The sequence below is a fragment of the Aquificaceae bacterium genome, assembly GCA_037481935.1.
In the GTDB taxonomy this organism is placed as follows: Bacteria; Aquificota; Aquificia; order Aquificales; family Aquificaceae; genus Pampinifervens.
In genome coordinates this window covers 129,874-144,730 of record JBBFKQ010000002.1, presented here as the reverse complement: position 1 = coordinate 144,730, position 14,857 = coordinate 129,874, and the positions used below count along the sequence as shown (strand labels likewise).

Annotated in this window: 16 protein-coding genes; 5 read left to right on the top strand and 11 right to left on the bottom strand. The window is 46.4% G+C overall.

Features of this window, described 5'->3' with window-relative positions:
* Nucleotides 1–118 precede the first annotated feature (118 nt).
* Genes WHS43_02520 through rimP form a run of 3 tightly spaced genes read right to left on the bottom strand, consistent with a single transcriptional unit; the run spans nt 119 to nt 2,816 of the window.
* Nucleotides 119–1,369, bottom strand: a complete 1,251-nt coding sequence (locus WHS43_02520; GenBank protein ID MEJ5338510.1) for a class I SAM-dependent RNA methyltransferase — start codon at nt 1,367–1,369, stop codon at nt 119–121.
* Nucleotides 1,366–2,349, bottom strand: coding sequence for a transcription termination factor NusA (nusA, locus tag WHS43_02515; GenBank protein MEJ5338509.1), 984 nt, complete (start codon nt 2,347–2,349; stop codon nt 1,366–1,368). Before nusA ends, WHS43_02520 begins: the two co-directional genes overlap by 4 nt.
* Entirely contained in the window at nt 2,343–2,816 is a 474-nt protein-coding gene (gene rimP, locus WHS43_02510; protein ID MEJ5338508.1) for a ribosome maturation factor RimP, read from the bottom strand. The genes nusA and rimP overlap by 7 nt, the downstream gene beginning before the upstream one ends.
* A 36-nt stretch (nt 2,817–2,852) precedes the next feature.
* On the opposite strand from rimP, the gene WHS43_02505 reads away from it, so the two are divergent.
* Both WHS43_02505 and WHS43_02500 read left to right on the top strand, forming a co-directional pair.
* On the top strand, nt 2,853–3,764 hold the full coding sequence (locus tag WHS43_02505) for a MoxR family ATPase (GenBank protein MEJ5338507.1): 912 nt from the start codon (nt 2,853–2,855) through the stop codon (nt 3,762–3,764).
* Between the two features lie 59 nt (nt 3,765–3,823).
* Nucleotides 3,824–4,486 (top strand): OmpA family protein, encoded by a 663-nt coding sequence (locus WHS43_02500; GenBank protein MEJ5338506.1) that lies wholly within the window; start codon nt 3,824–3,826, stop codon nt 4,484–4,486.
* Here the strand turns inward: WHS43_02500 and WHS43_02495 are convergent.
* Nucleotides 4,471–5,592, bottom strand: a complete 1,122-nt coding sequence (locus WHS43_02495) for an aminotransferase class I/II-fold pyridoxal phosphate-dependent enzyme (protein ID MEJ5338505.1) — start codon at nt 5,590–5,592, stop codon at nt 4,471–4,473. The two genes, WHS43_02500 and WHS43_02495, sit on opposite strands and share 16 nt — an antisense overlap.
* Nucleotides 5,593–5,731: 139 nt before the next feature.
* Between WHS43_02495 and WHS43_02490 the strand changes: the two genes are divergently transcribed.
* Both WHS43_02490 and WHS43_02485 read left to right on the top strand, forming a co-directional pair.
* On the top strand, nt 5,732–6,034 hold the full coding sequence (locus tag WHS43_02490; protein ID MEJ5338504.1) for a hypothetical protein: 303 nt from the start codon (nt 5,732–5,734) through the stop codon (nt 6,032–6,034).
* Nucleotides 6,035–6,093: 59 nt separating this feature from the next.
* The gene (locus WHS43_02485; protein ID MEJ5338503.1) at nt 6,094–6,756 is read left to right on the top strand and encodes an OmpA family protein; all 663 of its coding nucleotides are present in this window, start codon (nt 6,094–6,096) and stop codon (nt 6,754–6,756) included.
* Here WHS43_02485 and WHS43_02480 read toward each other — a convergent pair.
* Together WHS43_02480 and WHS43_02475 are read right to left on the bottom strand one after the other, a co-directional pair.
* Nucleotides 6,741–7,862: an aminotransferase class I/II-fold pyridoxal phosphate-dependent enzyme gene (locus WHS43_02480; protein ID MEJ5338502.1), complete on the bottom strand. Its 1,122-nt coding sequence runs from the start codon at nt 7,860–7,862 to the stop codon at nt 6,741–6,743. The genes WHS43_02485 and WHS43_02480 overlap by 16 nt on opposite strands.
* A complete protein-coding gene (locus WHS43_02475) occupies nt 7,849–8,124 on the bottom strand; it encodes a hypothetical protein (protein ID MEJ5338501.1) in 276 nt (91 codons plus the stop codon). The genes WHS43_02480 and WHS43_02475 overlap by 14 nt, the downstream gene beginning before the upstream one ends.
* 15 nt (nt 8,125–8,139) lie before the next feature.
* Between WHS43_02475 and WHS43_02470 the strand changes: the two genes are divergently transcribed.
* Complete coding sequence (locus WHS43_02470; protein MEJ5338500.1) at nt 8,140–10,743, top strand: BamA/TamA family outer membrane protein; 2,604 nt, start codon at nt 8,140–8,142, stop codon at nt 10,741–10,743.
* On the opposite strand, the gene WHS43_02465 is transcribed toward WHS43_02470, so the two are convergent.
* Genes WHS43_02465 through WHS43_02445 form a run of 5 tightly spaced genes read right to left on the bottom strand, consistent with a single transcriptional unit; the run spans nt 10,737 to nt 14,838 of the window.
* Nucleotides 10,737–10,883, bottom strand: coding sequence for a hypothetical protein (locus tag WHS43_02465; GenBank protein MEJ5338499.1), 147 nt, complete (start codon nt 10,881–10,883; stop codon nt 10,737–10,739). The genes WHS43_02470 and WHS43_02465 overlap by 7 nt on opposite strands.
* Nucleotides 10,884–10,913: 30 nt before the next feature.
* Nucleotides 10,914–12,533: a cbb3-type cytochrome c oxidase subunit I gene (locus WHS43_02460; protein MEJ5338498.1), complete on the bottom strand. Its 1,620-nt coding sequence runs from the start codon at nt 12,531–12,533 to the stop codon at nt 10,914–10,916.
* A gap of 15 nt (nt 12,534–12,548) precedes the next feature.
* Entirely contained in the window at nt 12,549–13,265 is a 717-nt protein-coding gene (gene coxB / locus WHS43_02455) for a cytochrome c oxidase subunit II (protein MEJ5338497.1), read from the bottom strand.
* The gene (locus WHS43_02450) at nt 13,262–14,059 is read right to left on the bottom strand and encodes an SCO family protein (GenBank protein ID MEJ5338496.1); all 798 of its coding nucleotides are present in this window, start codon (nt 14,057–14,059) and stop codon (nt 13,262–13,264) included. The genes coxB and WHS43_02450 overlap by 4 nt, the downstream gene beginning before the upstream one ends.
* Nucleotides 14,056–14,838: a heme-copper oxidase subunit III gene (locus WHS43_02445; GenBank protein ID MEJ5338495.1), complete on the bottom strand. Its 783-nt coding sequence runs from the start codon at nt 14,836–14,838 to the stop codon at nt 14,056–14,058. The genes WHS43_02450 and WHS43_02445 overlap by 4 nt, the downstream gene beginning before the upstream one ends.
* Nucleotides 14,839–14,857 lie beyond the last annotated feature (19 nt).

Sequence of the window (14,857 nt, the reverse complement as noted above, 5' to 3'; positions counted from 1 at the left end):
AGAATTTTAGTTTATGACCATACACAGCAGGTGGCAAGTTCAGAGATACTTGAAAAATCCAGACTTCTGTCAAGTATCCTTAGTACGGGTTCTTCCATGAAAACCCTTCTGAGGTGCATTACTCCAGCCTCAGATGAGCTATTGCTTCAATATGATAGGTATTGGGAAAGTTATCAACCATCCTCAGGCTCGTCAGTCTGTATCCACCCTTTACCAGAACCTTCAGGTCTCTAGCGAGGGTTGTGGGCTCACATGAGACATATACAATTTCTCGGGGACTGTTCTTAAGAATAAGCTTTGTCTCGCCATCGGAAAGTCCTGACCGCGGTGGGTCAAGGAAAAGAAGGTCTATGGCTTCTCCTGCATGTCTTTTGAGGGCTTCCATACTGCTTTCCTGCTGAAAGCTCACATTGCTAACAGAGTTGATTCTGGCGTTATACTCTGCATCTCTTATGGCAGACCTGCTTGTGTCGTAGGAGAGGACAAAGTCGGACCTGCCAGCAAGGAAAAGGCTAAAAAAGCCTATTCCACAGTGTAGCTCAAGCACCCTGTCGAACCTCTCTCCGGGAAGGGCAGAATTCACAAAGGCTTCCCAGAGAAGATGGTTCACCTGAAGGAAGGAGTCCATACTTACCCTGTATCTGTAGGGACCAATCCTTACAAAGGTAAAATCTCTGCCGATGGTATGCAACCTGTGTTCTCTGTAAAGACAAACGCCAACAACTTTCTTGGGAAGCGTGGTTTCTGTAAGCTTTTTAAGCCTTTCTCTTGGAAAGCTTTTCTCTGAAAGGAGCTTGAGGAGGGCCTCTCCCTCCTGCGGGGAGTAAAGCACATGTATTTCCTTAAGACCATCAAGCCTGACCGCAAGCTCCTTCAGGGACGGAATAAGCTCGTTGATAGCAGGATGCGCCACAAGGCACTTCTCTATCTCCACAAGTCTGTAGCTCCTTCTCTCAAAGAATCCCAGCTTTCCACCGGAAACTTTGAACTGGACCCTGACCCTGTATGCAAACTCTTCAGAAAAGAGGGAAGGTTCAAGCTTACTTACCTTCAGCTTTCCAATCCTACTCAGTGTTTCAAGAAGTATCTCTTCCTTTGACTTTATCTGAGCTGAATATTCCATATGCTGGAGCTGACAGCCTCCGCAGGTCCCAAAATAAGGGCATGGTGGTTCTCTCCTGGCAGAGGAGGGCATTATCACCTTCTTCACCCTTGCAAGAGAATAGTCCTTCTTTTCCTGAAGGCTCTGAACATCCACTATCTCTCCAGGAAGGGCATAGTCCACGAGAACATTTTTGCCCTCCTTCTGTGCAAGACCATAACCACCGTAGACGAGCTTTTTTATGTATAGACCTTCCTGAGAGTTCATGTAAGTTTCATCAGGGCTTCAAAGTCTTCCTCAGACATCACATCTATATGCCAGCCCGTAAGTCTGTTTGCCAGTTTGACATTTACACCATACTTACCTATGGCAAGGGACAGCTTTTCTTTAGGCACCGCTACCTCCGCCCTTTTGTTCTTTCTGTCAAGCCTTATCCTTGACACAGGAGCGGGGGATATGCTTCTCTTTATAAGTTCCTCCTCATCGGAGGTCCATCTTATTATGTCTATCTTTTCACCAGAAAGCTCCTCAGATATGGGGGCTATTCTTGAACCTCTTATACCCACTATAACACCCACGGGGTCAATCTTGGGGTCTTCGGAGTGCACGAGCACCTTTGCCCTCTCTCCCGGCTCTCTAACTATGGCTTTTATGACCACATCACCTCTGGCAACCTCCGGCACCTCATGTTCTATGAGCTTTTTGAGAAATCTGGGATGCGTCCTTGACAGTATAATTTCGTACCTTCCCTTTTTTTCTCTCACGCTGAGAAGCAGGGCTTTGAGTCTGCTCCCCTGCTTGTATTCCTCTTTCCTTATCTGTTCCCTTGGTGGAAGTATCCCCACCACCTTACCCAGGTCCACTATAACCTCTCCTTCATCCGTTACCCTCCTCACTATGCCAAACACTATCTCTCCCTCTCTTTCAAGGTATTCAAGGTATCCCCTCTCCTCCTCCGCCTTTTCCAGCTCTTTCAGAAACTCCTCTTTTGCTGCGTGGGCGGCAATTCTGTTCACATCCTCTGTTGATATGTCCAGAGGAAACTTTGCCAGCTCACCGTTTTTCCTTCTCACTATGCATACCTTTATCTGGTCATCCTCAAGGTGCACTTCAAGCTCTTCCTTTATCCTCCTGTCCCTTTTTATGGCGAGTGCTATGGCGTTCTTAAGAGACTTCTCTACAACCCATTCAGGAAGGTTCTTATCCTTTGCCACCTGTTCTATGAGCTTCTTGAGGTTTTTTACCATCTTTCAAGCTCCAGGTTGGCTCTGGCGATGATGGAGAGGGGAATGTGGTATTCTTTACCCGTATCCTTTTCCTTGAGCCGAAGGATGCCTTCTCTAATCTCCTCTATGTATCCCCTGAACTCTCTCTTTCCTTCCACAGGTTCTCTGAGAACCACCCTTATGAGCCTTCCCTGAAAGAACTCAAAGTGTGAAGGTTTTGTTAGCTCTCTTGTCAGCCCGGGTGAGGATACCTCAAGCACATAGGAAACAGGTATTATATCCTCCACATCCAGCAGGGCGCTTATTCTTTTGCTTACCTCCTCGCAGTCCCCAAGGGTTATGCCTCCTTCCTTATCAAGTATTATTCTGAGCACCCATCCCCTCTCAGACCTGAACTCCACATCGAAAAGTCTGTAACCCATGTTTCTCACTATTGGCTCCACAAGCTCCTTCACTCTTTCCGCTATCAACTTTTCCTGCAAATGCATGGTTTTACAATTATAGCACTGTATAATGTTCTGAGTATGGAACTTGAAACAGTTGTATCAGAAATAAAGAGGGTGCTGAAGGGGAAGGACGAGGTAGTGAACTACTCCCTCATATGCCTCCTTTCTGGAGGGCATCTTCTTTTGGAGGATGTGCCAGGTGTGGGGAAAACAACCCTTGCCCTTTCAATGGCAAGAGTTCTGGGTCTTTCCTTTGCAAGGATTCAGTTCACAAGCGACCTTCTTCCTTCAGACATACTTGGAGTGAGTCTCTACGATCAGTCAAAAAAGTCCTTTGTTTTCAAGAAAGGGCCCATATTCAACAACCTCATACTTGCAGATGAGATAAACAGGGCTACACCCAAAACCCAGAGTGCCCTTTTGGAAGCCATGGCAGAGGGGAAGGTCTCCGTGGATGGCGTAACCCACGAGCTTCCACAGCCCTTCTTCGTTATAGCAACCCAGAACCCTGTGGAACAGCACGGCACTTATCCTCTTCCAGAATCCCAGCTTGACAGGTTCAGCATGAGGCTGAGCCTCGGATACCCAGACATGGAAACGGAGGCCCAGATATTGAGGGGAGAAAATCCCCTTGAAAAAGTTGAAAGGTTAAAACCGGTGGTAAAGCTTCAGGACCTAGCCTCTGTCATGGAAAGTATAAGAAAGTTCTACGTTTCTCCAGAAGTTGCCCACCTTGCGGTGGAAATAGCCCATGCCACCAGGCAGCACCCTGGGATACTGCTCGGTGTATCCACGAGGGGTCTCATGCACCTCATAAACTGCGCCAAGGCGATGGCCTTCACAAGGGACAGAGATTTCGTTGTTCCAGAGGACATTCTTGAACTTGCCCCACTATGCCTTTCTCACAGGATAATAACACGAGAGGGGGAGCAGGCGGACGAAATCATGAGGAGTATAGTTGAAAAACTCAGAGCTTCCTTTAAAACTTAACAATTTTTTCATAAAGAGCGATGTATAATATATACAAGTCAAGGAAAGGAGGTGGAAACATGAGAAAGGCAGTTCTTGCTGTAGCTCTTTTCTCCGGAGTTGTATTTGCCCAACAGAAGCCCATGGACCCCTGCGGAAGTCCTCAAGAGGTTTTCTCTAAATACATGTTGGACAAGTGCTACAAGGGATATTTTGATGCAATAGTTGAGAGCAAGAAGCTGGCAGAAGAGGCAAACAAAAAGGCAGAAGAGGCAAACAGGAAGGTTGGAGACCTTGAAGGAAGGGTTAAGAAGCTGGAGGGTGTGGCTGAAGACCACGAAAAAAGGATAAGGGCTCTTGAACAGAGGCCAGCACCTGCACCCAAAAGAGAAGATGGAGTTGGTCCCTACAGATGGCAGCTGGAGGAAGTAGGAGTGGTTTTCTTTGATTTTGACAGGTTCAACATAAAGAAGTCTGAAGCCAAAAAACTTGACGATATGGTGGAAAAGCTAAGAGGCGATAGCAGAGAGGTGCTTATAGTAGGTTTTGCAGACACAAGGGGAAGCAGCAGGTATAACTTCAACCTATCCATGTGGAGGGCGCAGATGGTTGCCAGCTATCTTGCAAAGAAGGGAGTAGACATTGGAAGAATGAGAATAGCCTCTTACGGTAAGGAGGTGGCAGACCTTCTGGGTCCAAAACATGCGCAGCAGAGGGCTGTGAGAATCTATCTCATAAAGTAATCCCTTATCCTTCTGGCACCCTCTCTGAGGGTGCCTCCATCCTTTGCAAAGGATATCCTTATGTATCTATCTGTGTTGTTGGTTCCAAAATCTATACCCGGCGTAACTGCAACCCTTGCCTTTCTCAAAAGCTCCTGCGACAGGCTGTAGCCATCAAGTCCATACTTTTCTACGCTCGCCCAGATGTAGAAGGCACCATCGGGATATGCATCAATATCAAGTAAATCCCTTAAATCCGCGTAAAGAAAATCCCTTCTCTCCCTGTAAACATCCCTGACCCTTCTCAGATAGTCATAGTCAAAAGCTTCCAGGGCAGCATACTGGCTCAGAACTGGGGCAGATATGTAGAGGTTCTGTATAACCAGCTCTGCCCTTCTTACCATATCTTCATCAGGGAGTATCATCCAGCCAAGCCTGAAGCCAGGCATGCAGAAAGCCTTTGAAAACCCATTTATAACTATAGCCTTCTGGCTGAATTCAAGGGCGGTTTTTTCCTTTCTATCATAAACAAGACCATGGTATATCTCATCCGATATGAAGTATTTACCCCTCTCCTCACAGTATTCTACAAGTGCCTTCAGATTATCCTCCTCATAGAGTGTGCCAGTGGGGTTTGCAGGAGAGGATATATGGACAGCAGTAAAGTCCTGGAGGTCTTTTAACTGGTCGGGGACTATCTGATACCTTGTGCTTCTGTCTACCCTTACAAAAAGGGGCTCTATGTCCAGCACATGAGCAAAGTTCTTGTAGCAGGGGTAGGAAGGGTCAGAAAGCACAACCTTTTCTCCTGCGTTCATAAGTATGGCATAGGCCACAAGAAAGGCTCCTGATGTGCCCGTTGTTATGATAACTCTTGATGGGGATACGTCAACATGATAGTATTCGTAATAGTGCCGGGCTACGCGTTCCCTGAGTTCCCATAGGCCGAGGCTTGGTGTGTAGAAGTATCTCTTTTCCCTCACAGCCCTCTCAAGAGCCTCTACTGCACCGGGTGGAGGTTCAAGGTCTGGCTCGCCTATTTCCATATGGACTACATCCCCTATGTTCTGAGCCTCCTTGAGGATGTCCATAACTATAAAAGGACTTACCCTGTCAAGTCTTCCCATCTTTAATGTTCTCTAGTATGAACCTTGCTATACCAATTCCTCCCGCCTCCGCCAGCTTTTTACATTGAGGGGAGAAAATCCCCTTGAAAAAGTTGAAAGGTTAAAACCGGTGGTAAAGCTTCAGGACCTAGCCTCTGTCATGGAAAGTATAAGAAAGTTCTACGTTTCTCCAGAAGTTGCCCACCTTGCGGTGGAAATAGCCCATGCCACCAGGCAGCACCCTGGGATACTGCTCGGTGTATCCACGAGGGGTCTCATGCACCTCATAAACTGCGCCAAGGCGATGGCCTTCACAAGGGACAGAGATTTCGTTGTTCCAGAGGACATTCTTGAACTTGCCCCACTATGCCTTTCTCACAGGATAATAACACGAGAGGGGGAGCAGGCGGACGAAATCATGAGGAGTATAGTTGAAAAACTCAGAGCTTCCTTTAAAACTTAACAATTTTTTCATAAAGAGCGATGTATAATATATACAAGTCAAGGAAAGGAGGTGGAAACATGAGAAAGGCAGTTCTTGCTGTAGCTCTTTTCTCCGGAGTTGTATTTGCCCAACAGAAGCCCATGGACCCCTGCGGAAGTCCTCAAGAGGTTTTCTCTAAATACATGTTGGACAAGTGCTACAAGGGATATTTTGATGCAATAGTTGAGAGCAAGAAGCTGGCAGAAGAGGCAAACAAAAAGGCAGAAGAGGCAAACAGGAAGGTTGGAGACCTTGAAGGAAGGGTTAAGAAGCTGGAGGGTGTGGCTGAAGACCACGAAAAAAGGATAAGGGCTCTTGAACAGAGGCCAGCACCTGCACCCAAAAGAGAAGATGGAGTTGGTCCCTACAGATGGCAGCTGGAGGAAGTAGGAGTGGTTTTCTTTGATTTTGACAGGTTCAACATAAAGAAGTCTGAAGCCAAAAAACTTGACGATATGGTGGAAAAGCTAAGAGGCGATAGCAGAGAGGTGCTTATAGTAGGTTTTGCAGACACAAGGGGAAGCAGCAGGTATAACTTCAACCTATCCATGTGGAGGGCGCAGATGGTTGCCAGCTATCTTGCAAAGAAGGGAGTAGACATTGGAAGAATGAGAATAGCCTCTTACGGTAAGGAGGTGGCAGACCTTCTGGGTCCAAAACATGCGCAGCAGAGGGCTGTGAGAATCTATCTCATAAAGTAATCCCTTATCCTTCTGGCACCCTCTCTGAGGGTGCCTCCATCCTTTGCAAAGGATATCCTTATGTATCTATCTGTGTTGTTGGTTCCAAAATCTATACCCGGCGTAACTGCAACCCTTGCCTTTCTCAAAAGCTCCTGCGACAGGCTGTAGCCATCAAGTCCATACTTTTCTACGCTCGCCCAGATGTAGAAGGCACCATCGGGATATGCATCAATATCAAGTAAATCCCTTAAATCCGCGTAAAGAAAATCCCTTCTCTCCCTGTAAACATCCCTGACCCTTCTCAGATAGTCATAGTCAAAAGCTTCCAGGGCAGCATACTGGCTCAGAACTGGGGCAGATATGTAGAGGTTCTGTATAACCAGCTCTGCCCTTCTTACCATATCTTCATCAGGGAGTATCATCCAGCCAAGCCTGAAGCCAGGCATGCAGAAAGCCTTTGAAAACCCATTTATAACTATAGCCTTCTGGCTGAATTCAAGGGCGGTTTTTTCCTTTCTATCATAAACAAGACCATGGTATATCTCATCCGATATGAAGTATTTACCCCTCTCCTCACAGTATTCTACAAGTGCCTTCAGATTATCCTCCTCATAGAGTGTGCCAGTGGGGTTTGCAGGAGAGGATATATGGACAGCAGTAAAGTCCTGGAGGTCTTTTAACTGGTCGGGGACTATCTGATACCTTGTGCTTCTGTCTACCCTTACAAAAAGGGGCTCTATGTCCAGCACATGAGCAAAGTTCTTGTAGCAGGGGTAGGAAGGGTCAGAAAGCACAACCTTTTCTCCTGCGTTCATAAGTATGGCATAGGCCACAAGAAAGGCTCCTGATGTGCCCGTTGTTATGATAACTCTTGATGGGGATACGTCAACATGATAGTATTCGTAATAGTGCCGGGCTACGCGTTCCCTGAGTTCCCATAGGCCGAGGCTTGGTGTGTAGAAGTATCTCTTTTCCCTCACAGCCCTCTCAAGAGCCTCTACTGCACCGGGTGGAGGTTCAAGGTCTGGCTCGCCTATTTCCATATGGACTACATCCCCTATGTTCTGAGCCTCCTTGAGGATGTCCATAACTATAAAAGGACTTACCCTGTCAAGTCTTCCCATCTTTAATGTTCTCTAGTATGAACCTTGCTATACCAATTCCTCCCGCCTCCGCCAGCTTTTTACTGAGATTTTCAAGGAAGGTATCGTAGTATAGCCTGGTGTCAAAAGACTTACTCTCAAGAATTGGCTTGAAGGCTGCCTTCAGAATCTCCTTGAGAAGTATGGATTCAAACTCAATAGCAACTTCTTTCTCGTCCTTTTTCTGAATATCCGCATAACCCAGGCCGGGGTTTGAAAAGAGCACCTTTCTGCTGAGGTCCATTGCTAAAATTATAATATGCTCCCTTTTCTTCTTCTCCTCCTTTTTCCCATGAGCCTCTTTGCTCAGGTTTTTATCATATCCAATTACCCACTCAGGAAAAGCAATCTGGAGAGGACTGTAAACCAGCAGAATTACAGGGAAATGATTGATATTATCAGGAAAATAGAGGATGTGAAGGATGTTTACCTCATGGAGGATGGAGAAAGTATATACATATATGTGGAGAGGTTTCCAATAATTAGGTCTATACATATAAGGGGAAACGTGGCACTTCTGAGGGAGGAGATACTTTCATACCTTGGCTTTTATGAGGGTATGCCTGTGCGGGGTCCTGAGTTCAGAGAGGGAGATGTAGAAGAAAGGATAAAAAGGCTTTACATGGACAGAGGTTTTCTTGACACCTCAGTAGGCGTGACGCTGATAAAAGACGAAGAAGGTTACATAGACCTCTACATAGGAATAGATGAGGGACCAGTATATTTTACAGAGGGAGGAGTATACAGAGGTTCAAGCTACCCACCCTCCATCCTGGACCAGGCAATAGGGCTTGTAAGAGGTAGAGTGGTAAAGGAAAGCCTTTTCAGAGATAGCGTGTTTCAGCTCCAGGACTTTTACATAGGGGAAGGGTTCTGGGATAGCTTTGTCTACTACGAGGGTCTGGAAAAGCTAAGACTAAAAAGACCCTTCTACGAGGTTCTTATGCCAAGAGAAATGGAGGTGAAAAGGAAACCCTTAAGAATACTCGGCTCAATATCTGAAGGCATATCAAACCTTTTCAGCCATCCCCTTGCCACCCTGGGTGCCATAACAGGAAGAGGCTTCGTTGCCAGACCCATCTTTCAGATAATTGAAGGAAAAAGATACAGAGTGCACGCAGAAGGTGCTTCCTTTTTCACAGAAAAGGAGCTCGCAGTAATAAGCGGTCTGGAAAGAAAGGGGGTTGACCCCTTCTCTCTTGAGGAGGCAAAGGAAAACATCATAAGGGCTTACCACAGAAAGGGTTTTTTTGATGTGAGGGTTGACTACGAAGTAAAAGGAGAGAGCATAAACTTCAGAGTCCAAGAGGGGGAAAGATACAGGATGGTTGGAGAAGGCTTTGAGGGACAGCTCTACGACGAGGACACACTGGAAGCGCTCCTGAATTCTCAACTTGAAAAGCTCCGCAAGGATGGTTACACTCTTGCGACTGGCAGGTTAGACAAGGATATTCTCAGAGATGAAAAGAGCGTGAAAGTGCGCATAGAAATTATTCAGGGTAAAAAACAGGTTTTGAAAGACTTGAAATACGAAGGAGAAAATAAAAAAATAGAAAACCTATTCAAAAAACACAGAGAAAAACTTCCAGCCATATTCAACACAGACTTTATTGAAGCTCTGAACCTTGACCTTCAAAACTATTTCCTCAAAAAGGGACTTATGGAGGGTGAATATGATATAGATGTAAAGATTGAAGAGGATGAAAAAACAACCTTTTACATATACATATACAGAGTGAAGGAAGGACCAGTATACAAAACAGGCGAAACAGTTTATTACGGCTATAATAAAACTTCACTCCGTGAACTCTCCTACATGACGGAGAAGTCAGAAGATTACTCGGAAATGTTAAACGACATGACCTTGCACAACATGCTGAGCAGTGGAATTTTCAGCGGTGTGTCCATAGATACTTTTGTTGACCGAGAGAAAAAGCTTGTGCACCGTCTGATTCAGGTATCTGAAGACAAAAGAGGAATCTTTGACCTTTCCCTTGGATACAACACGGAAGAAAATATCTCCCTTGAGAGCTTTCTTGGTTTGAAAAACCTCTTTGGACTGGGCATTTCCTCTGGATTTAGATACAGAAGGACTGGCAAGAGAGAGCTGTATGACCTGAGCATTTCAGACAATTTTTTCTTTTCAAGCAGATACTGGTTTAAATCAAACATGTTTAAAAGCTATGAGGAGCACAAAAGCTACACGCTTGACTCTTATGGTTCTAACCTTCAGCTGGGATACAGGATAACAAGGGACACATCCATAGGTCCTGTTTTCAGCATTTTGAAAAATAAGGTGGACGGACAGGTATTTCATATCAGAAAATATGGGACCTTTCTCATAAGAGAGTTCAAGGACGACATTTTCTCACCCAGCAGGATACACTACGATAGCATAAGTTTCAGCCTTGTAGAGGGAGATGCGCGTTACGCCAGATTTGACCTCTCCACCTTTTATCTGATACCCATGCAAAGAGGTCTTAAACTCAGCTTTAAGGTAGCAAGTGGCGCGGTGTGGGGGGATGCACCCATATTTGACAGGTTTTTCCTGGGAGGTCTTAGGGACCTGAGGGGCTACTCCTTTGAGGAGGTAGGTCAGCCTGATGGCGGCAAGTATTACACCTTTGGAAGGCTTGAATTCATACTTCCACTGAGAGAGCCCTTTGTGGGAGTTGTTTTTGGAGATGCCGGAAGCGTTGCCAACAAGCCCAGAGACCTTTTCAGGGATGTTAAAGCAGACGCAGGTGGAGCATTGGGTGTGAACACACCAATAGGACCCATAAGGCTGGACATAGCCTTCCCCTTTGAAAAGGAATGGTTCAGAAAGTTTAAAGTGTATCTATCTGTGGGCTACTACTACTGAGGCCTTCGCTTTTCTATCTTGTTTTTGTATTCCTGTATTTTCTCCCTTCTGTGCTCAGGGTTTGCAAAGTAAAGAACACTTAGAAAGAAAGAAAGAGCAACAAGTAACAGAAGTATTATGAGTGCAAGCTTCTTTCTCATATTTAAAGGGGGCGCGCAGGCCCCGTCAGCTTATTGCTTCCTGTGCTGTTTTTCAAGCCACTCGTAGTTGTATGGGTCCCAGTCCTCTGGCATATGAGGTGTCTTATCGAAGTTATGAGGTGGTGGTGGAGAGGGTATGAGCCACTCAAGGGATGGAGACTGCCAGGGGTTGTCTTCCGCCTTTTTGCCAAGCTTTGTGGAGAGAAGAAGGTTTAAAATGGCTATGAGCACGCCAAAACCGAGTATCATTGCACCCACGGTCTGAAGTTCATGGAGCCTTATCCAGCTCTCTATAGCCGGGTAGTCTGCATACCTTCTGGGCATTCCCTCAAGACCTACTATGAACTGGAGGAAATAGAAAAGGTTGGAGCCTATCATAATTACCACAAGTCCTATCTTAGCCCACAGCTCGCTATACATCCTGCCTGTGAATTTTGGATACCAGTAGTGGAAGCCACCAAAGGCTGCAAGGGTCAGAGCCATGCCCAGCACGTAGTGGAAGTGAGCAACCACGAAGTGGGAGTCGTGAACCGCGATGTCAAAGGCCGGAAGTCCTAGGGGTATACCCGTAAGACCACCTATAAGGAACATGAATATGGAGCTCAGTGTGTAAAGCATGGGCGCAGTAAACCTCACAGAGCCCTTGTAGAGGGTAAATATCCAGTTGAATATCTTTATACCCGTGGGAACACCTATGAGGACTGTTGTGTAGGAGAAAAGTATCCTTATCCAGTCTGGCACACCGCTGGTAAACATGTGGTGTATCCAGACCATAAAGCCAAGTATGGCTATACCCCATATGGCTATTATCATTGAGGTCCTGCCAAAAATCTCCCTCCTTGAGAAGGTGGCTATCATCTCAGATATTAGACCAAAGGCTGGAAGTATCATAACGTAAACAACGGGGTGAGAGTAGAACCAGAAGAGGTTCTGATAGAGAAGTGGGTCTCCACCCCTCGTAGGGTCAAAGAAGGCGGTATGGAAATACCTGTCCATAAGGAGCATAGTCACTGCACCCGCAAGGGCAGGAACACCAAGAATCTGAATAACGTTCATGGCAAGGAAAGAGTGCAGAAAGAGGTTCATCTTCTTGAGGGTTATGCCAGGTGCCCTCATGGTGAGGTTTGTTACTACCAGATTTATTGCACTTGCAAGAGATGAAGCACCCAGCATATGTATTATAAGGGCGTAAAAGGCTACGGGTCCTGCGTTTTCGTTAAGAGAAAAGGGAGGGTAACCCGTCCACATCATCCTTATGTGGTTGCCCGGGAGAAGGGTTATGAGGGCAAGCACGCTCGCGGCGAAGAAAAACCAGTAGCTCAGGGCGTTGAGCCTTGGGAATGCAACATCTCTTGCTCCTATCATCAGGGGCAGAAGATAGTTACCAAAAGAGCTCCATATGGCAACAGCCCACCAGAACTGCATGAGAACTCCATGCACCGTGAGAGCCTGATTGTAAGTATCCTCCCCCATATACTGCAGACCAGGTTGATAGAGCTCCATCCTTATGGCAAGGGCAGATAGACCAGCTATGAGAAAGAAAACAAGGCTGGTTACCCCGTACATGATACCTATCTTCTTGTGGTCCGTGGTAAATATCCACTCTTTAAGACCCGCACTGAAATAGGGCCTGTAGCTCACTGCAGCCATGGTGATGCACCTCCTTTAAAGGTTTTGTTTATCTGAAGCATTGCTTGTTTGCATACCTTCGTTCAGCCATCTATTAAACTCTTCCTTAGGAACAACCTTGAGCACAGCTGCCATCTTTGAATGCTGGGTTCCGCAGTATTCCCTGCAAAAGACCCAGTATTCCCCAGGTTTGTTTATCTGAAACCACATGTGGGTTATCCTTCCAGGTACAGCATCCTCCGTCACCTTGGCAGGATGAACATAGAAGGAGTGAATCACGTCCCTTGAAGTGAGAAGCACTTTTACAGGGGTTTCTGCGGGTATGTATGCCTTGAACATATCGTTAACCTCTTCTGGCTTAAGGTAGGTGTTTGTTTCAGGGTTTACCACGCTGTTGAAAAAGGAAAAGACCTTCTTACCATTAGGATAATCAAACTCCCAGCCCCACATGAAGGCAGTAACCTTAATTTCCATGGCACCTTCTGGAGCATTTCTCTGAACCCTGTAGAAGGCAAAGCTATGCGTTGCCAGGTATATGACCACTATGGTGGGGATTATGGTCCAGAGTATTTCAAGGGCCTTGCTCTCATGCACATGCTGAGCTTTTTCATTTACACCCTTCCTATAACGATACTTGATGAGGAAATAGGCTCCGGGGATGAATACGACGAGATAAATCACCACCGCTATAAAGAGCCATATCTCGTACATGGTCTGCCAGTAATTGGCAGGATAGGCAAGAATCTCCTTCATGGGTGCACCTCCTTTCTATTTCTGCTGTAAAGGTATGCAAGGGAAAAGGTTCCAAAGAGTCCCAGCAGGCCAAGACCTGCAAATATAAGAGTAGGGTCTATCACATACCTGCTCCTTGCGTGGTCATACCTGTAACAGGCGAGTATGGCAAGGTCAACGATGTTGTTTACCGAGGGTTTCTCCCTCTGAGCATCAACAAAGGCAAGGCTTATGTCCCTGTCTCTCAGGAATGCACCGTATAGATACCTCATTATCCTTCCCTCTGGAGACAGGAATATGGTTACGTTGGGATGTATAAATATCCTGTCCCTGTCTATGAAGTAGAACTTGTAGCCCAAAGACTGGGTCAGCTTCCTTATGTCCTCTTTTGAAAGAAGCCCCACGAGCCAGTTATCTGGCAGGTCTGTGGTGCCAAAGTTTCTGAGCATAAACTGTTTCATAGTTTCAATGTTATCCCTCTCGTCAAAGGATAGGACCAGGTATCTGTAGTCTCTGGGAAGATTTTTTGAGACTTTGTAGAGGTTTTCTGCAGTAATCGGGCAGACTGTATCACAGGTGTAGTAGGCAAAGAGAAGGGCTGTAGGCTTTCCGGATATGAACTCTCTCAAACTTACCTCTCCCTTTATGGTCTTTACGCTCACGTCTGGGACCTGTTTGCCTATGAAGAGGTCCTCCTGTATCTTTACAACGCTCACATCCTGCTCTCCATAGTAGCTTGTGTATCTGCCATATTCGTATGGCTCTCTGGCAAAGGTGAGGGATAAGAGCATGGCTAACAGAAGCAGAGGTTTCATGCCAGGCTACCTATCAGGTAGGCACTGCTTGCCACGAGAAGCCACATAATGTCCACAAAGTGCCAGTACATGGTTATTGCCTTGATGTAGGTGTGTCCCTTGTGCTCACCTGCCTTTCCCGTCAAAAGAAGGAACATGGCAACCAGCATGGTAAGAAGACCAACCACTATGTGAGAGGTGTGTATACCTGTGAGCATGTAAAAGCCAGTGCCATACATGTTGGAGCTGAGGGTAAAGCCTTCGTGCCAGAGATGAAGCCACTCCATAACGTGAATAACCATGAAGGCAGAGCCAAGGGCTATAGTAAGAAGAACAAAGAAGGCAGAAAGCCCATTCCTGCCTCTTTCAAAGAGCTTCTCCGCTATGGCTATGGTGGCACTTGATGCCCACAGGATAAAGGTAAGTATGACAGGTATGGTCAGGTTCATGCCCTTTGGGACCCACTGAGCCCACACATCTGCATGCGTTGCCCTTGCCATGTAAAAGCCGGCAAACATGGTTCCGAATATTACCACCTCAGACACTATAAAGAACATCATAGCGGGCATACCAAGCCCCTCTTCATGCCCCTTTGAGAAGAACTCGTTTATCCAACCCACTATACCCAGAACAAAGAGGACGAGACTCACGCCCCCAAAGATGAGAGCAAGCATGGGCTTCTGCCACACCATAAGGGCTATGAAGGTGAGCGGGATTAAGAGAACTGCAAGACCTACGGGCAGGGGCCAGTAGCTGTACTCGTGCTCTCCAAGGTGGTGGTGCACCTCGTGCTGTGCCATATTTTACCTCCTCTTAGCC